18 protein-coding genes are annotated in these 17427 nt (G+C 63.4%); 8 read left to right on the plus strand and 10 right to left on the minus strand.

Translation table 11 applies throughout. The features are described from left to right. Nucleotides 1-8: 8 nt before the first annotated feature. The 4 genes from M5C01_RS28755 to M5C01_RS28770 all read left to right on the plus strand — a co-directional run bounded on the left by M5C01_RS28755 (nt 9) and on the right by M5C01_RS28770 (nt 4113). Entirely contained in the window at nt 9-1103 is a 1095-nt protein-coding gene (locus tag M5C01_RS28755) for a polyamine ABC transporter substrate-binding protein (protein ID WP_152741670.1), read from the plus strand. A 72-nt stretch (nt 1104-1175) separates the two neighbouring features. Further along, on the plus strand, nt 1176-2318 hold the full coding sequence (gene potA / locus M5C01_RS28760) for a polyamine ABC transporter ATP-binding protein (protein WP_103495441.1): 1143 nt from the start codon (nt 1176-1178) through the stop codon (nt 2316-2318). Beyond that, a complete protein-coding gene (locus M5C01_RS28765; RefSeq protein WP_103495440.1) occupies nt 2315-3226 on the plus strand; it encodes an ABC transporter permease subunit in 912 nt (303 codons plus the stop codon). Before potA ends, M5C01_RS28765 begins: the two co-directional genes overlap by 4 nt. Continuing rightward, complete coding sequence (locus M5C01_RS28770; RefSeq protein WP_103495439.1) at nt 3223-4113, plus strand: ABC transporter permease subunit; 891 nt, start codon at nt 3223-3225, stop codon at nt 4111-4113. Before M5C01_RS28765 ends, M5C01_RS28770 begins: the two co-directional genes overlap by 4 nt. Before the next feature lie 156 nt (nt 4114-4269). Here the strand turns inward: M5C01_RS28770 and M5C01_RS28775 are convergent, their stop codons facing one another. Continuing rightward, on the minus strand, nt 4270-4911 hold the full coding sequence (locus tag M5C01_RS28775) for an HD domain-containing protein (protein WP_152741669.1): 642 nt from the start codon (nt 4909-4911) through the stop codon (nt 4270-4272). Nucleotides 4912-5115: 204 nt separating this feature from the next. On the opposite strand from M5C01_RS28775, the gene M5C01_RS28780 reads away from it, so the two are divergent. After that, on the plus strand, nt 5116-6081 hold the full coding sequence (locus M5C01_RS28780) for a helix-turn-helix domain-containing protein (protein ID WP_152741668.1): 966 nt from the start codon (nt 5116-5118) through the stop codon (nt 6079-6081). 176 nt (nt 6082-6257) lie between these two features. Here M5C01_RS28780 and M5C01_RS28785 read toward each other — a convergent pair whose 3' ends face one another. Beyond that, a complete protein-coding gene (locus M5C01_RS28785; protein WP_100944057.1) occupies nt 6258-6599 on the minus strand; it encodes a carboxymuconolactone decarboxylase family protein in 342 nt (113 codons plus the stop codon). A gap of 114 nt (nt 6600-6713) precedes the next feature. On the opposite strand from M5C01_RS28785, the gene M5C01_RS28790 reads away from it, so the two are divergent. Further along, nucleotides 6714-7622 (plus strand): AraC family transcriptional regulator, encoded by a 909-nt coding sequence (locus M5C01_RS28790; RefSeq protein ID WP_152741667.1) that lies wholly within the window; start codon nt 6714-6716, stop codon nt 7620-7622. A 4-nt stretch (nt 7623-7626) separates the two neighbouring features. Here the strand turns inward: M5C01_RS28790 and M5C01_RS28795 are convergent, their stop codons facing one another. Then, nucleotides 7627-9993: a penicillin acylase family protein gene (locus M5C01_RS28795; protein WP_152741666.1), complete on the minus strand. Its 2367-nt coding sequence runs from the start codon at nt 9991-9993 to the stop codon at nt 7627-7629. Nucleotides 9994-10099: 106 nt separating this feature from the next. After that, entirely contained in the window at nt 10100-10675 is a 576-nt protein-coding gene (locus M5C01_RS28800; RefSeq protein ID WP_248764423.1) for a DUF6436 domain-containing protein, read from the minus strand. Between the two features lie 110 nt (nt 10676-10785). Between M5C01_RS28800 and M5C01_RS28805 the strand changes: the two genes are divergently transcribed. Together M5C01_RS28805 and M5C01_RS28810 are read left to right on the plus strand one after the other, a co-directional pair. Further along, on the plus strand, nt 10786-11730 hold the full coding sequence (locus tag M5C01_RS28805; RefSeq protein WP_152741664.1) for an alpha/beta hydrolase: 945 nt from the start codon (nt 10786-10788) through the stop codon (nt 11728-11730). A gap of 14 nt (nt 11731-11744) precedes the next feature. After that, nucleotides 11745-12173: a thioesterase family protein gene (locus M5C01_RS28810; protein ID WP_152741663.1), complete on the plus strand. Its 429-nt coding sequence runs from the start codon at nt 11745-11747 to the stop codon at nt 12171-12173. On the opposite strand, the gene M5C01_RS28815 is transcribed toward M5C01_RS28810, so the two are convergent. From M5C01_RS28815 to M5C01_RS28840, 6 genes are all read right to left on the minus strand, one after another. Then, nucleotides 12158-12814 (minus strand): response regulator transcription factor, encoded by a 657-nt coding sequence (locus M5C01_RS28815; protein ID WP_152741662.1) that lies wholly within the window; start codon nt 12812-12814, stop codon nt 12158-12160. The two genes, M5C01_RS28810 and M5C01_RS28815, sit on opposite strands and share 16 nt — an antisense overlap. Nucleotides 12815-12908: 94 nt before the next feature. Beyond that, nucleotides 12909-13958 carry a chemotaxis response regulator protein-glutamate methylesterase gene (locus M5C01_RS28820; protein ID WP_152741661.1) on the minus strand — a complete coding sequence of 350 codons (1050 nt, stop codon included), beginning with the start codon at nt 13956-13958 and terminating at the stop codon, nt 12909-12911. Further along, nucleotides 13955-14446 (minus strand): chemotaxis protein CheD, encoded by a 492-nt coding sequence (locus M5C01_RS28825; RefSeq protein ID WP_152741660.1) that lies wholly within the window; start codon nt 14444-14446, stop codon nt 13955-13957. Before M5C01_RS28825 ends, M5C01_RS28820 begins: the two co-directional genes overlap by 4 nt. Then, nucleotides 14443-15255 (minus strand): CheR family methyltransferase, encoded by an 813-nt coding sequence (locus M5C01_RS28830; protein WP_152741659.1) that lies wholly within the window; start codon nt 15253-15255, stop codon nt 14443-14445. The genes M5C01_RS28825 and M5C01_RS28830 overlap by 4 nt, the downstream gene beginning before the upstream one ends. Beyond that, nucleotides 15255-15782 (minus strand): chemotaxis protein CheW, encoded by a 528-nt coding sequence (locus M5C01_RS28835; protein WP_152741658.1) that lies wholly within the window; start codon nt 15780-15782, stop codon nt 15255-15257. Before M5C01_RS28835 ends, M5C01_RS28830 begins: the two co-directional genes overlap by 1 nt. A 10-nt stretch (nt 15783-15792) precedes the next feature. Continuing rightward, a complete protein-coding gene (locus M5C01_RS28840) occupies nt 15793-17427 on the minus strand; it encodes a methyl-accepting chemotaxis protein (RefSeq protein ID WP_152741657.1) in 1635 nt (544 codons plus the stop codon).

Consider the following 17427-nt stretch of genomic DNA (forward strand, 5'->3'; position numbering starts at 1 on the left):
ACCTCCACTTGTCTATTTCTTTCTTTCGCAAAGCCATGCTGGCGGGCGCGTGCCTGACCTTGGCGGTCAGTGTGCAAGCAGCACCGACCGTGCATGTTTATAACTGGTCGGATTATATCGGGCAGACCACCCTGGCGGACTTCCAGAAAGCCACCGGTATTGTGCCGGTCTATGACGTCTTCGATTCCAATGAAACCCTGGAAGGCAAGTTGCTGGCCGGCCATACCGGTTATGACGTGGTGGTGCCGTCCAACCATTTCCTCGGCAAGCAGATCAAGGCGGGCGCGTTCCGGAAGCTCGACAAGGCGCAGTTGCCCAACTACGCGAACCTCGACCCGGCGTTGATGAAGCGCCTGGAAAAGAACGACCCGGGCAACCAGTACGCCGTGCCTTATCTGTGGGGCACCAACGGCATCGGCTACAACGTCGAGAAGGTCAAGGCGGCGCTGGGCGTCGACAAGATCGACTCCTGGGCGGTGCTGTTCGAGCCGGAGAACCTGAAGAAACTCTCCAGCTGCGGCGTGGCGTTCCTCGACTCCGCCGATGAAATGCTTCCGGCGGTGCTCAACTACATGGGCCTGAGCCCCAACAGCACCAATGAAAAAGACTACAAGCTGGCCGAAGAGAAGCTGCTGAAGGTCCGTCCTTACGTCACCTACTTCAACTCGTCCAAGTACATTTCCGATCTGGCCAATGGCGAGATCTGCGTGGCGGCCGGGTTCTCCGGCGATATCTTCCAAGCGAAGAAACGCGCCGAAGAAGCCAAGAAAGGCGTGAACATCGCCTATGTGATTCCCAAGGAAGGCGGCAACCTCTGGTTCGACATGCTGGCGATCCCCAGGGACGCCGGCAACGTCAAGGAAGCGCACGCCTTTATCAATTATCTGCTGCAGCCTGAAGCGATTGCCCAGGTCAGCGATTATGTCGGTTATGCCAACCCGAACCCAAAGGCTGGCGCTCTGATGGATCAGTCCGTGCGTACCGATGAAGCGGTTTACCCACCGCAGGCAGTCTTGGACAAGTTGTATGTCAATTCTGAACTACCCCCGAAAATCCAACGTTTGATGACCCGCAGCTGGACCAAGGTCAAGTCGGGCAAATAGTGCCCGTGGGTCGAACCATCCAAAGCCGGGTCACCCAGGCCCGGCGGCTAAATCTTGTTGGGAGTTTTACAAATGGCAGTTGCCTCCGGCGCCTATAAGAAAGCCCTCGAGGGCGACCAGACACCTAAACAGGTGCTGGTCAAAATCGACAGGGTCACCAAGAAGTTCGATGAGACGATTGCCGTGGACGATGTGTCCCTGGAAATCAAGAAGGGCGAGATCTTCGCCCTGCTCGGCGGATCGGGTTCGGGTAAATCCACCTTGCTGCGCATGCTTGCCGGCTTCGAGCGCCCGACCGAAGGTCGGATTTACCTCGACGGTGTCGATATCACCGACCTGCCGCCCTATGAGCGGCCGATCAACATGATGTTCCAGTCCTACGCCTTGTTCCCGCACATGACCGTGGCGCAGAACATTGCTTTCGGCCTGCAACAGGACAAGATCCCCAAGGCCGAGATCGACGCCCGGGTGGCCGAGATGCTCAAGCTGGTGCAGATGAGCCAGTACGCCAAGCGCAAGCCGCACCAGCTCTCCGGCGGTCAGCGCCAGCGCGTGGCCCTGGCCCGTTCCCTGGCCAAGCGGCCGAAGCTGTTGTTGCTCGACGAGCCCATGGGTGCTCTGGACAAGAAGCTGCGCTCGCAAATGCAGCTTGAGCTTGTCGAGATCATCGAGCGCGTCGGCGTGACCTGCGTCATGGTGACCCACGACCAGGAAGAGGCCATGACCATGGCCGAACGGATCGCCATCATGCACCTGGGCTGGATCGCCCAGATCGGCAGCCCGATCGATATCTATGAAACCCCGACCAGCCGCCTGGTCTGCGAGTTCATCGGCAACGTCAATATCTTCGAAGGTGAAGTGGTGGACGACGCCGAAGGTTACGCGCGGATCGCCAGCCCGGAACTGGAGCGCGATATCTACGTGGGCCACGGCGTCACCACCTCGGTCCAGGACAAGCGTGTCACCTACGCGATTCGCCCGGAAAAACTGTTGGTGACCCCGGTGCCGCCGACCTGCGAATACAACTGGTCGCGGGGCAAGGTCCACGACATCGCCTATCTGGGCGGCCACTCGGTGTTCTACGTCGAGCTGCCGTGCGGCAAGCTGGTGCAGTCGTTTGTCGCCAACGCCGAGCGCCAGGGCCAGCGTCCGACCTGGGGCGATGAAGTCTACGTCTGGTGGGAAGACGACAGCGGCGTGGTACTGCGCTCATGAACCTCAAATCCCTGGTGCGGCGAATAACCCCCAGTGGCCGCCATGCGGTCATCGGGATTCCTTTCCTCTGGCTGTTCCTGTTCTTCATGCTGCCGTTCTTCATCGTCCTGAAGATCAGCTTTGCCGAAGCGGACGTGGCGATTCCGCCATACACCCAGATCTACACCTTCGTTGAACAGAAGCTGCAGATCATCCTCAACCTCGGCAACTACACGATGCTGGGGGACGACGACCTGTACCTGGCGGCCTACCTCGGCTCGCTGAAGATGGCGTTCTTCAGCACGCTGCTGTGCCTGTTGATCGGCTACCCGATGGCCTATGCCATTGCCAGCGCGCGCAAGGAATTGCAGACCGTGCTGGTGCTGTTGATCATGATGCCGACCTGGACCGCGATCCTGATCCGCGTCTACGCCTGGATGGGGATCCTCAGCAACAACGGGTTGTTGAATGGGTTCCTGCTGTGGACCGGACTGATCAGCGAGCCGTTGCAGATCCTCAATACCAACCTCGCGGTGTATATCGGGGTGGTCTATTCGTATCTGCCGTTCATGATCCTGCCGCTCTACGCCAACCTGGTGAAGCACGACCAGAGCCTGCTGGAAGCCGCCTCGGACCTGGGTTCGAGCACCTTCAACAGCTTCTGGAAGATCACCGTGCCGCTGTCGAAGAACGGCATCATTGCCGGCTGCATGCTGGTGTTTATCCCGGTGGTGGGCGAGTTCGTGATCCCCGAGCTGCTCGGTGGTCCGGAAACCCTGATGATCGGTAAAGTGCTGTGGCAAGAGTTCTTCAACAACCGTGACTGGCCGGTGGCGTCCGCGCTGGCGGTGGTGATGCTGGCGATCCTGATTGTGCCGATCATTCTGTTCAACCGTAGTCAGGCCAAAGAAATGGAGGGCAAGGAATGAAGCGCTTCAGTTTTTCCAACCTGATGCTGGTGCTGGGTCTGCTGTTCATCTACCTGCCGATGCTGATCCTGGTGATCTACTCGTTCAACGCCTCCAAGCTGGTGACGGTGTGGGGCGGCTGGTCGGTGAAGTGGTACGTGGGTTTGCTGGACAACACCCAACTGATGGGCTCGGTGGCCCGCTCGCTGGAAATCGCCTGCTACACCGCGGTGGCCGCAGTGGCGCTGGGGACCCTGGCGGCGTTTGTCCTGACCCGCGTCACCCGTTTCAAGGGCCGCACGCTGTTCGGCGGCCTGGTGACAGCGCCGTTGGTGATGCCGGAAGTGATCACCGGCCTGTCACTGTTGCTGCTGTTCGTGGCCATGGCGCAGTTGATCGGCTGGCCCCAGGAGCGTGGCATCGTCACCATCTGGATCGCCCACACGACGTTCTGCGCGGCCTATGTGGCGGTGGTGGTGTCGGCGCGCCTGCGTGAGCTGGACCTGTCCATCGAAGAGGCGGCCATGGACCTGGGCGCCAAGCCGTGGAAGGTGTTCTTCCTGATCACCATCCCGATGATCGCGCCATCGCTGGCGGCGGGGGGCATGATGTCCTTCGCGTTGTCCCTGGATGACCTGGTATTGGCCAGCTTCGTGTCGGGGCCGGGTTCGACCACCTTGCCGATGGAAGTGTTCTCGGCGGTGCGCCTGGGCGTGAAGCCGGAGATCAACGCGGTGGCGAGCCTGATCCTGCTGGCGGTGTCGTTGGTGACCTTCCTGGTCTGGTACTTCAGCCGCCAGGCCGAAGAGCGCCGCAAGAAAGCCATCCAGTTGGCCATCGATGAAAGCGCGGCGGACTCCTGGAAACAGCCGGATGTGCGTCGGGCGAAGGTGGCGGAGACCGCGTAGGTCTCAAAAAGCTTCGCGGGCAAGCCCTGCTCCTACAGGTACGGCGTCGTTCACAAATTTTGTGTACGACCCAAACCTGTAGGAGCAGGGCTTGCCCGCGAAGAGTCCCTCACGACCGCCGACTACTCCGTGCGCTAGCCACGATGTTCCCGGGGTTTATTCAGCCCAAGGCGAACGCCGAATCACCTCGACAAAATTCATCGGCTTGAACGTTGCATCCTTGTCCTTCAGCACATCGGTCTTCACGTTGCCGAAAGTGGTCAACGGACGATGGCGCAGCCCCTCGGCGAACGCGCAGATGATGCACTCCTTGAACCCTTCCCCCCGTGGATGCGCATGCACCACCGCTTCGCGCTGGGCGCTCGGAAACGCCGCGTAGTCCATCCCCAGCACATCCATTTCCACCCCGGCCGTGACCAATGCCACCGTCGGCCGCAGATGTTGCGGCACCCCCGGTGTGGTATGCAGGGCAATCGACAGCCAGACCTGCTCGATATCGTCATCCGACAGCCCGTAAGGCTTCATGAATACCTTGGCCGCATTGGCGCCGTCGACTTCGAAACGTTCGTCATCGCTGCGGTGGCCTTCCACCAGGCCGAGGTCGTGGAACATCGCGCCGACGTACAGCAACTCCGGATCATAGGCCAGTTGCTTGCGTTCGCCGCTCAGGGCGCCGAACAGGAAGACCCGGCGCGAGTGGTGGTAGAGCAGATCGCTTTCCACGTCGCGAATGTATTCGGTGGTGGCCTTGGCCAGGGCGCTGTCGGGGATCTTGATGCCGGCAATGGTGTTGCTCATGTCGAGACTTCCTCTGGGGGAGCGCCCGGTTGGCGCCGATGGGTTCAGTCTGGCGCCGGGGCGAGATGGCAACAATCGACACAAGGTGGTGAATCCAGCCATTCGGGGCGGGTTCCGTGCCAGCGTGTGCGCGTGATAGAAGCGGCTGTCGCATCGGCCGGAGGCATGCGTTACCGTAACGCTGACTTGCATCGAGACCCGCCCATGACTCGAACCCTTGCCATTGTGGTGTTCCCCGGCGTCCAGTCCCTGGACGTTACCGGGCCCATGGATGTCTTTGCCGAAGCCAACAGCTTTCTGCCCCCCGAGACCCAGTACCGGCTGGAAGTGATCGGTGTCGAGCGCGGTTGGCTGGCCTGTTCCAACGGCCTGGCGATCCAGGCGCATCGGCATTTCAGCGAGGCGCTGGAGCGTTATGACCTGTTGCTGTGCGCTGGCGGGCCGAGCTTGCCGGGGCTGGATTTCGGTGAGGCCTTCCATGCCTGGTTGCACGGGGCCAGCGCCCGTGCCGGGCGCTTCGGTTCGATCTGCAACGGCGCCTTCATGCTGGCCCGGGCCGGATTGCTCGACGGGCGCACGGTGACCACCCACTGGAGTGATTCGTCGGCATTGGCGGCGTTGTGCCCGGCCGCGCGGGTCGAGGCCGATCGTTTGTATGTGCAGGACGATCGGCTGTTCACCTCGGCGGGGGTGACGGCGGGGATCGATTTGTCGTTGTACCTGCTGTCACAGGATCACGGTGCGCAGGTGGCGCTGAAGGTCGCCAAGCGGCTGGTGGTGTTCACCCAGCGTTCGGGCGGGCAGTCACAGTTCAGCCCGTACCTGGCGCCCCACGCCGAGGCCTCGTCGCCGGTGGCCCAGGTGCAGCAGTATGTGCTGGCGCACCTGACCGGGGACTTGAGTATTGCCGAGTTGGCGCGGGCGGCGAACATGAGTGTGCGGAATTTTTCCCGGGTGTTTGCCCGCGAGACCCAGGTGACCCCGGCGGAGTTTGTCGAACGGGCCAGGGTGGATGCGGCGCGGGTGATGCTGGAAAGCGCCGGGGCGCCATTGAAGACCGTGGCGTATGAGTGCGGTTTTCGTGATGCGCATCATATGCGCAGTGTGTTCCAGCGACGGTTGGGGGTGACGCCGCAGCAGTTTCGGCGGCATTTTGCGGGGTTGCTTTGAAGCTGGTGTTGTCTGGGAGTACGCATTCGCGGCGGTGCGGCGATCCGGCAAGCCCTGCTCCTACAAGTTCAGGTCGTACGCAAAATCTGTATACGACACTGCACTGTAGGAGCAGGGCTTGTCGGATCGCCGCACCGCCGCGAAGAGGCCAGTCGCCTTTGCGCAAATCGAAAGCCTCAGGACTTCAGGCTGTCGTAAGCCTCCAGCGCATGCAGCGAGTAGATGTACGCCGCACCGGCATTCAACGAAATCGCGGTAGCCAGGGCCGCAGCCACTTCTTCGCGAGTCGCCCCGGCCTTGATCGCCGCATCGGTATGGGCGCCGATGCAACCGTCGCAACGGGTGGAAATCGCCACGGCGATGGAAATCAGCTCGCGGGTCTTGGCATCCAGCACATTGTTTTCCGCGGCGGCCTCGCCCAATTTCATATAGGCCTGGACCATCTTCGGATTGGATTTGCCCAGGGCACCAAAGGCATTCTTGATGGTTGGCAGCAGTTCGGACCAATTGAGAAACATAGTAGTAACTCCTGAAAGGGTAAGCGTAGAGTGGCTTGGCAACGAGCTCAGTCTCCTTTGTCCGGTGTCATCACTCTTGTTCGATTCACTCAAGGTTTTGTCCGAAACGCGCAAATGAATTCGATCGATAAACTCATCACCCTTGCCGGCGTCCGCGGCTGTCTCGACCTGCGTTGCCAGTTGCAGGGCGACTGGGCCATGGATCACGGGCAGGAAAGCGTCGGGGTCGCGCCTTATCATCTGGTGCTGTCCGGCGATTGCCTGGCCGAGTTGCCGGACGGTCGCTCCTTGCGCCTGCACGCCGGCGATATCCTGGTGCTGCCCGGTGGCGGCGGTCATCTGTTGCGCAGCCCGGGGCAACGGGTGGCGCCGACGGCGGCGCGGATCAGTCATGGCGGTCTGTTGCCGGTGCACCGGTTCGGCGTTGAAACGGCGGGCCTGGACCTTCTCTGTGGCCGCTTCCACTACCAGCGCGAGTCGATGCTGTTCGCCGCGTTGCCCGGGTATTTGCTGATTTCCGGTCGCGAGCTGCAAGCCAACGGCCAATTGGCGGCGCTGGTGAGCTTGCTACGGGTGGAGGCTGACGGTGACCAGGTCGGGGCGCGGTTTCTGGTGGATGCGCTGTCGTCGGCGTTGTTCACCTTGATCCTGCGGGCCTATCTGCAACAGCAGACGCCCGCCAGCGGGACCCTGGCGTTACTGGCCGACAAGCGCCTGAGCCGGGCCTGGCAGGCGATGCTCGAGGAGCCGGCCCATGAGTGGACCATCGAGGCCCTGGCGGCGTTGGCGAATATGTCGCGGGCGACCTTTATGCGCGTGTTCGCCGCAGTGGCCGGAGCGTCGCCCTGGGTGTTGCTGACGCAGGTGCGGATGGAGCTGGCGTACAGCTTGCTGAGCCATTCGCACCTGGGCTTGAGCGATATCGCCGTCCAGGTCGGGTACCAATCCCAGGCGGCGTTCAGCAAGAAATTCAAGGAAATCTATGGCGAGGCGCCAGGGCGCCTCCGCCGGGCTGCACGTTGATCGATCACTTCCCCGGCAACAGCTTCAGGACACTGCGGGTATTGGCCGACACCTCCACCTCATCCAGGCGCACCTGCTCATAGCCGCCTTCGATATAGGTCTCGGCCTGGTCGTCGTAATACTTGTCGAACAACACGCCGCTTTGTCCCACCGGGTTGATGGTCAGGCTGTGCTCCGGATCGGCGAAGTCGATAAGACGGCGGGTCGAAGGCCCGTTGCTCACCGCCCAGGGCGCCGGGCCGATCTTCGCCGACAGGTTGTTCGGTACTTCATGGCTGCCCGGCGCATCGAACGGCCCGACATTGAACAACCGGTCCAGCGGCTTCTGCCGGCCCAGCGGATGCTCGTGGGTCAGGGTATGGGCCTTGCCCCAGACCCAACTGGCCGGGTCGTCGCCATAGAGCCCCTTGAGGTGGGCGATGCTCGCTTGCCAGGCGGTTTTCACCGTCTCGGCGCGGCCCTTGCCCCACCACGGCGAGTGCTCGTCGGCGGCCAGGCGTGGCAGGGCGGCGTCGACCACGCGAGTGCTCAGCAGCGCCTTGAAATAGTCGTCGCCCAGCTTGTCGTGCATCGCGGTATAGGTCAGGTCATAGAGGAACTGGTTGAACAGCGTGGCGCTGGTGGAACTCATCGGGTAGTCACCCTTCCACTGTGCCAACTGCTCCACCAGCTTCAGTTCCAACGGGTCTTTCACCACTTCGCGCAACACCGGCAGCAGCGGCTTGAGCAGGCGCGGGCCGTAATCGGTGGTGGTGCCCAGTTGCAGCTTCTGGCTGTTTTCCAGGCTCCAGCGCACGCTGCTGTCGCTCAGTTGCCGACTCAACTGCTGGCCGCGATCGGGCAGGTTGTAGTAACCGGGAATCTCCATCCCGGTGGGTGACACCGGCTGGGCGTTGGCCGAGACGATATAGCCGCGTGCCGGGTTCTCTTCCTGGGGGTTGGCGCTGAACGGGTAGAAGCCGTCCTTGTCGGCATCGCCGGTGCTGCCGTCGAGGATAAAGCCCGGGTTGACCCCGGCCTGGCGCTTGGGCAGCAGCGCCGCCGCCCACCAGCCGATATCGCCCTTGGCATTGGCCCAGACCACGTTGAGGCCCGGGGCCTGGATTTTCGACGAGGCCGTGCGAGCCTTCTCCAGGGTGTCGGCGCGGTTGAGCTCGTAGAAGGCGTCGAGGATCGGGTCCGGGGTCTCGAGAAAGGCCCACCACATGGCGATCGGCTTGGTTCCACCGTTGGCGCCGAGGGCGTCATTGACGATCGGACCGTGGGGCGAGCGACGCAGGGTGACGGTGACCGGCGCCTCGCCCTTGACGGCGATCTGCTGCTGGGTGCTGGTCATCTCGACCCATTGGCCGTGGTACCAGACCTGGTTGGGGTTGTCCGGGTTGACCTTCTCGGCGACCAGATCGAGGTCGTCGTTCTGGAACATGGTCAGGCTCCAGCCGAACGCCTGGTTATTGCCCAGGAAGGCGAAGGGCACCAGCGCCTGGTGATAGCCGTACAGTTCGAAGTTCGGCGCCGAGAGGTGCGCCTCGTACCAGACCGAGGGCGTCGAAAAGTGGATATGCGGGTCGCCCGCCAGCAGCGGTTTGCCGCTCTTGGTCCGGCTGCCGGACACCACCCAGGCATTACTGCCTTCGAACTGCGGCAGGCCGGCGTGTTCCAGGGCCTGGTCGCTCAGTTGGGCGAGGGCGCCGAGGCTCTTCCAGTCGGCATCCGCCAAGGGCGCCGGGGTGCCGAATGCGCCCTGGGGGCGCCATTGCAGGTCGAAGACCTTCAGGTAATCGGCGCCGAGTTTGTCGCGCACGTAGGTCAGCAGCGGCTCGGTGCGAAAGGCGGCGGCGAAGCTGTAGGCCAGGTAGCCGGCGATGCTGATGGTGTCTTCGGCGGTGAACGGCCGCTTGTCGATGCCCAGCAGGTCGAACTCCACGGGTCTGGCGTGGCTCGCCTGATACTGGTTGATGCCGTCCAGATAGGCTTGCAGGGCCTTCCAGCTGGGGGACTGCTTGTCGAGCTGGGCGACGTACTGGTCGGCCCGTTCGCGGATGCGCAGGCCTCGGAACAGCTTGTCGGTGTCCACCAGCTTGGGCCCGAGCACCTCGGCCAGTTCGCCGCGGGCCAGGCGGCGCATGATTTCCATCTGGAACAGCCGGTCCTGGGCTTGCACGTAACCCAGGGCGCGATAGAGATCGGCGTCGTTTTCGGCACGGATATGCGGCACGCCACGGTCGTCGTAGCGCACCGTGACCGGCCCTTGCAGGTTCTGCAGCGTGACCTGGCCCTGACGCATCGGCTGCTTGCTCTGGACGTACCACAGGCCACCCCCGGCAATGGCGGCGATCAGGACGGCGAGAACGGTCAGGCTGCGTTTCATGCATGAATCCTTGTGGCTACCGGGACTGGGCCGGGAAGGTTTAGCACAGGAGAGTATGGGGATGCATCGGCCGAATGGGCGATTACTGTAAAAAGTCCGGTTCGCCCTACGGGGACGACAGCCACGGGCAATAGCAGCCCACCGCCATGTTGTGGGTGGCATTCACCGCGCGTCCTTCGCTCAGCGCCTGGAGGATCGGCTCGATAAAGCTGTTGCTGGAATTACAAGTGGCGCCCTGGCTGTAGGGGCCAAAGTAAGCCAGCTTGCCGTCGCGGTCCCAGATCGCCACCGCCGGGCTGACCGTCAGGTGCTCGGCCCCCGGCAAGCCGGGCAGCGCCTTGATCGCACTCAAGGTGGCCGGCAACTGACCGTGGGTCCCAGGCTTCCGTACCGAGTAGAACTCAACGCCCAGCGGCGCGAACCGCTCGATCAGCTCCCCCAGGTGCTGTTGGTTGCCGACATTGCACGGGCAGGCCGGGTCCCAGAAGTGCACCAGGCGGATCGGCCCCGGCCCGGCCAGCTCAGTCGGCAGGCTCAGGCTGTCGCCGGCGAACAGTGCCGTCTGTTCGCTGAAGGCGCGGATATAACGACCCTGGAACCAGTCATAGGCGAACCACAGCCCCATCGCGCAGATCAAGGCGAGCAACCCGGCGAGTAATGTCTTGTGACGCATCTGGGGCATGACGATTGTGTCCTCGAAGGTCGCGTAGCTTGCCATGCCTGCCCTGACAGATGAATATCGCAGGTCTGTAAAACGCCCTTGGCGTTGCCGTGCCTTTACCTGGAAAGCCTATGTCCGCCACCTTTGCCGCCGATTCCCTGCGTTCCAGCCTGCGACCCTTGGCCGCGGCGCAGCCGTTGTCGGAGGAGGCACGAGCCTACCAGCGTTTCTATGGCCTCGACTTGCCCCAGCGCAAGTCGCCTGTCGTGCGTCGCCTGGGCCGCTTCAGCAGCGGCACTTTCGAGCTGGCGAGCCAGCTCTGGCTGCCACCCGATCCGCTGGCCACGCTATTCCTGTTCCACGGCTTCTACGATCATATGGGCCTGTTCCGCCATGTCGTGGACTGGGCGCTGGACCAGGGCTTCGCGGTGATTGCCTGCGACCTGCCGGGGCACGGCCTGTCCAGCGGCGAGCGGGCCAGCATCGATGACTTCGGTCAGTACCAGCAGGCGTTGCAAGGCCTGTTCAACGAGGCCCGCATCCTCGGCCTGCCGCAACCCTGGCACCTGTTCGGCCAGAGCACCGGCGGCGCGATTATCATCGACCACCTGCTCAAACACGGCAGCGACAGCCCGGCCCAGGGCCAGACGGTCCTGCTTTCGCCGCTGGTGCGGCCACGGGCCTGGGGCTGGTCGAAGTTCAGTTATTACCTGCTCAAGCCTTTCGTCAAAGGCATCGCCCGGCGTTTCAGCGAGAACACCAATGACCCGGCGTTCATGCCGTTCCTCCAGGCCGACCCCTTGCAGCCGCAGCGCCTGCCGACCGCCTGGGTCGGTGCCCTGGCCCGCTGGATCCCCGGTATCGAATCCGCGGTGAAAAGCCCGCGCCGACCCCTGATCGTACAAGGCGAGGCCGACATGACCGTCGACTGGACGCATAACCTCGACGTGCTGCGCAGCAAGTTCGACCATCCCGAAGTGCTGATGCTGCCCGGCGCCCGGCACCACCTGGCCAATGAAATCCCGGCCTATCGCGAACGCTATTTCCGCTTTATCAGCGAGCACCTGCAGCCATGACCCAGGAGTCCGCCATGACCGACCGCCTGCCGCAACGCGCCGACTACCGCCACTTCCAGCCGATCGTCACGCGCTGGCACGACAACGATGTCTACGGCCACGTGAACAACGTCACCTACTACAGCTTTTTCGACACGGCGGTGAACACCTACCTGATCGAAGAGGGTGGCCTGGATATCCATGACGGCGAAGTCGTCGGTTTCGTGGTCAGTTCGGCCTGCGATTATTTCGCCTCGATCGCCTTCCCTGAACGCATCGAGATCGGCCTGCGGGTCGGCAAGCTGGGCAACAGCTCGGTGCAATACGAACTGGCGGTGTTCAAGGCCGGTGAAGACGATGCCTGCGCGGCCGGGCGCTTTGTCCATGTGTTCGTCGATCGCGCCTCGAACCAGCCGGTGAGCATCCCTGCTGTCTTGCGCGAGGCCCTTCAGTCGTTGAGCTGAATGATCCCTTCACGCACCGCGAACAGCACCAGTCCGGCAATATCGTGAATCCGCAGCCGGTGCATGATCTGCGAGCGGTGCGCCTCCACGGTCTTGACGCTCAGGCCAAGCCCCACCGCGATGGAGCGGGTGGTCTCGCCCCGGGCGATCAGCCTGAGGATTTCCAGTTGCCGCGCCGTCAGCGCGACCTGGCTGGCCTTGATCGGCTGGCTGTGGGTCTGGCGCACCGCCTGGTCGACCACCAGTGGCACCACCGCCGAGGACAGGTACTGGCCGCCGTGGCGCAAGGCCTTGAGCGCCAGCTCCAGTTCCAGCACCGTGGCGTTTTTCAGCAGGTAGCCGTGGGCGCCGAGTTGCAGGCACTTCATCACGAAGTGGCTGTCGGTGTGCATCGACAGCATCAGCACCTTGCTGCGCGGCGCGCGCAACGACAGCTCCTTGAGCGCCGCCACGCTGTTCATCCGCTCCATGGACATGTCCAACAACACGATATCCGGCTTGAGCCGTGAGGCCAGCTCGATCGCCGCCTGGCCATCGCCTGCTTCGCCGACGATTTCGTACTCTTGTTGTTTTTCCAGCAGTGCCTTCATACCCGCGCGAAACAGCGGGTAGTCGTCGGCAAGCAGTATTCGACAAAGCATAAGCTCAAGCCCAATGACGCAAAAGGAAGGGCGCAGTCGCCGCGGCGGGCTGCGGTGTTTATGTCGGGTTCAAGGGCCGGATACCTTGTTCTGTTCAGTCGTGGCGGGCGCTGTCACCGAACTGCTGGATCATTTTCGGCAGCTTCGCCAGGGGCTCGACCCACTGTGCCGCACCCAGGCGGATGGCCTCTTTCGGCATCCCGAAAACCACGCAACTGGCTTCGTCCTGGGCCACCGTACAGGCGCCGTTTTCACGCATGGCCAACAGCCCGCGCGCGCCGTCGTCGCCCATGCCGGTCATGATAATGCCCAAGGTGTTGGCGCCCGCCTGTCTGGCCACTGAACGAAACAATACATCCACCGACGGCTTGTGCCGGTTGACCGGCGGCCCGTCGAGTACCTCGACCTGATAGTGCGCGCCGCTGCGTTTGAGCTGCATGTGCAGGCCGCCCGGTGCCAGCAACGCCAGCCCGCTGTGGACGCGGTCCAGGTGCCTGGCCTCGCGTACTTCTATCTGGCAGAGCTTGTCCAGGCGCCTGGCAAAATCGGCGGTGAACTTCTCCGGCATGTGTTGAACGATGACAATCCCCGGGCAGTCACGTGGCAATTGCCGCAGGATGAATTCCAGGGCCTGGGTGCCGCCGGTGGAACAGCCCAGGGCGACCACCCGGTCGGTGGTCCTGAGCGAGCTGATCGTGGCTGTGACGACGGATTCTGCGGCAGGCACGCTGTGGCGAAGGGCCACTGGTCGCGTCCGGGCGCTTTCCTCGACCTTGCGGATCAGCTCTCCGGACAGTTGCTCCAGGCTTTGCTTGAGCCCCAGCCGGGCCTTGGTGAACACCCCGACCGCGCCGGCGGCCAGGGCTTCGACACCGACCGCCGAACCTTGCTCGGTGAGGGTCGAGCAGATCAGGGTCGGCGTCGGTCGTTCGGCCATGATCTGGCGCAGGAAGGTCAGGCCGTCCATGCGCGGCATTTCGATGTCGAGGATCAGCACGTCCGGCCAGTCGCGGCGCATCTTGTCGATGGCATACAGTGGGTCGGCGGCCTGGCCGATCACCTGGATATTCGGGTGGCTGTCCAGGCACTGGGTAAGGACCTGGCGTACCAGGGCCGAGTCGTCGACGATAAAGACCCGGATCATCGTGGACGCATCCCCAGGCGCATGGGTTGCACGCTGTTGCGCTGGAGCTCGATTCGACCGCTGGTGCCGTCGATGCGCAGGCGCCGGTAGTGCTGGCCGTTGAGGTCGCAGTGGTCCACGGGCCAGTTGCGCAGGCTGAACTGTTCCCGGGCGAAGGCGCTGTTGTTGTGCCCGACCCGCTGCGCCGGCGGGCCGTCGGCGCGGACCAGGCTGCCGCCGCCGAAAATGCTTTTGCGGTATTCGTGGGGATGGGTGCCGTGGCGGCGCATGTCGGCCAGCATGCGCTGGAACACCCCTTCGCCATAGCGGGTGTCGAGGGCGTTGCGTGCGCTCGGATCGTTGGGCAGCAGATAGTGCGACACCGCCAGCAGTTGCCAGCGGGGATGCCAGAGCACGATCGACACGCAACTGCCGAGCAGGGTGGTGACACTGCCTTGATGGCGACCGAAGAAATAGTCGCCAGGGCGCAGGAACAGCGGCGGATTCATAAGCGTTCGTAGACCGAGGGATTGAGCAGTCGCACCGGCACGTCGAAGCCGTGGATGCTTTCCGCATGACCGATGAACAGCAGCCCGCCCGAACGCAACTGGCTGACCAGGCGTTGCACGATGCGCTGTTTCTCGTCGTTGTTGAAATAGATCAGGACATTGCGCAGGAAAATCACATCGAATCGCCCCAGGCCATCGGGCAGCGGCTGGACGATATTGATCTCGCGCAGGCTGACCCGCTCGCGCAGCGCGGCCTGGACCCGGAAGCGTCCGCTCATCTCGCCGATGCCGCTGAGGCAGTGGCGATGCAGCCAGCCCTGGGGGAAGTTCTTCGCCTGGGCCATGTCGTAGATGCCGTCTCTGGCCTTCTCGAGCATGCTCTGGCTCAGGTCGCTGGCGAGGATCGACCAGTCACCGCCGCGCAGATGCTCCTGGACGACCATGGCCAGGCTATAGGGTTCTTCGCCGGACGAGCAGGCCGCGCTCCAGAGCTTCAGCGGGCCGCGCTGACGACCGAGCCACTGGCCGAGGTAGTCGAAGTGCGCCGGCTCACGGAAGAAGTAGGTTTCGTTGGTGGTCAGCAGATCCACCACCAGCCGCCGTTCCTTGAGATGTGTCTGCTGTTCGAGCAGGCGCAGGTAGTCGCTGTAGCTGTCGAGCCGGTAATGGCGCAGGCGCTTCATCAAGCGCCCGGCCACCAGCGGCCGTTTGTTCGGCGCGAGGATGATCCCCGAGGCCTCGGCCATGAGCTTTTGCAGGCTACGGAATTCGCTGTCGCCGAGGCTGGGCAGCATGGGCTGGCTCGACATCAGTTGCCCTGGGCCACGGCCAGGCTGAGCTGGCGGATATCGTCCAGGGACAGGACCTGGGGAATATTCAGGATGATGGTGAAGCCCTGTTCGTGGCGAGCCATGCCGGCGATAAAGTCGGTGCGGATCCCGGAACCGAATGGCGGCGCCTGGACCACCTGATGTGGGTCGATATCCAGCACCGCGTCCACCGCATCCACCACCAGGCCGATGCGCTGGGCGCTGCCGTCGAGCTGCGGCTCGATGATCACGATGCAGGTGCGTTTGCCGGCGGCGGTCAGCTCGAAGCCGAAGCGCGCCGCCAGGTCGAGCACCGGCACTACGTTGCCGCGCAGGTTGATCACTCCGTGGATAAACGCCGGCATCATCGGCACGGCGGTGACGTCGCCGTACTCGATGATCTCGCGCACGCCGTCGATCGGCACCGCATAGGCGGCCTGGCGTACCCGGAACGACAGGTGCTGGATGCTCGGTGCCGGCGGCACTTCGTGCAGGGCCTGGAGCCCGTGGCGCAGATTGGCAGTCATGATCCGGCCCTCAAGTGAAACTGACAAACTGGCCTTCATCCACCGGCGCGCGGCCTTTGAAGCCGTCCTGGGGCCCGCTGGTGTAGCTGTCGAAGCTGCGGGGTTGTGGTTTGTACGCGGGCGCCGCTTCGCCGTCGAAACGGAAGAAGCCGATCAGCTCCTGCAACTGCCCGGCCTGGGCATTCATTTCTTCGGCTGTGGCCGCCAGTTCTTCGGAGGCCGAGGCGTTCTGCTGGGTGATCTGGTTCATCTGGCCCATGGCGATATTGATCTGCCCGGCGGCGCCACTCTGTTCCAGGGAGGCGGCGGTGATTTCCTGGACCAGATCCGAGGTCTTCTGGATATTCGGCACGATTTCATTGAGCAACTGACCGGCCTGTTCGGCCAGGCGCACGCTGCTGGAGGCCACCTGACCGATTTCCTGGGCCGCGACCTGGCTGCGTTCGGCCAGCTTGCGCACTTCGGCGGCGACCACCGCGAAGCCCTTGCCATGGTCGCCGGCGCGGGCGGCCTCGATGGCGGCGTTGAGGGCCAGCAGGTTGGTCTGATAGGCGATGTCGTCGATGATGCTGATCTTGTCGGCGATCTGTTTCATCGCCAGCACCGTGTCGCTCACCGCGCCGCCACCCTGCACGGCGTCATTGGCGGCCTTGCCGGCAATGCCGTCGGTGATCTTCGCGCTTTCGGTGTTCTGGGCGATGGAGGCGGACATCTGCTCCACCGAGGCGCTGGTCTGTTCGACGCTGGCGGCCTGTTCGTTGGCTGCCTGGCTCAACGACTGCGAGGTCGAGCTGACCTGTTCGGAAGCCGAGGACAGTGAGTCGGCGGCGCTGCGCACGTCACCGAGGATGCTGCGCAGGCGCAAGGTCATGTTCTGCATGGCGGTCAGCAGCTGGCCGGTCTCATCCTTGCCGGAGGTCGGCAAGTCCTGGCCCAGGTCGCCGGCGGCCATGCGGTTGGCGGCTTCCACGGCACCGTTGAGCGGACGGGTGATGCTGCGGGTCACCAGCACGCCGACCAGAATGCCGAGCAGGGTGGCGGCGATGATCAGGGCGATCATCTGGGTCTGGGAGCGGGTGGCGATATCGTTGATCTGCTGGTTGGCCTCGGCGGCGCGGTCCTGTTTGCCGCGGGTGACCTGGCCCATCAGTTTGTCCACCACGTCGCCGCTGACCACGGCCTTGGGCAGCAATTCGGTGACGTCGCTGGTTTCCTGCAACAGCCCGGACTGCTGGTGGGTGGCGAGCACCTGCTGGACCAGGTTCTCGTAGTCCTTGAGCGGCGCGTCCAGTTGATCGAGCTGGGCCAGGCCGTCCTTGGTGATAAAGGATTTACGCGCCTCGGCGATCAGCTTGCGGGTCTGCTCCATGGCGGCGCGCGCCTGGCCAGCGGATTGTTCGCGCCCGGCCTGGCTGGTGGCGAGCAGGGTGTGACGCATCGAGCGGCCGACGACGATCAGCTGGATATTGGCTTCCTGCATCAGGCTCATGCCGGTGACGTCGAGGTCGTACATGCGGTCCGAGAGGCTGTTGACCTGGGACAGGTTGCGGATGCCGATCACGCCGATGCTCGCGGTCAGTAGCACCACCAGCAGGAACCCCGCGGTCAGGCGGATGCCTATCTTCATGTTCCTGATGAATTGCAT

Source organism: Pseudomonas sp. MWU12-2319, assembly GCF_023242525.1.
Taxonomy (GTDB): domain Bacteria; phylum Pseudomonadota; class Gammaproteobacteria; order Pseudomonadales; family Pseudomonadaceae; genus Aquipseudomonas; species Aquipseudomonas gingeri_D.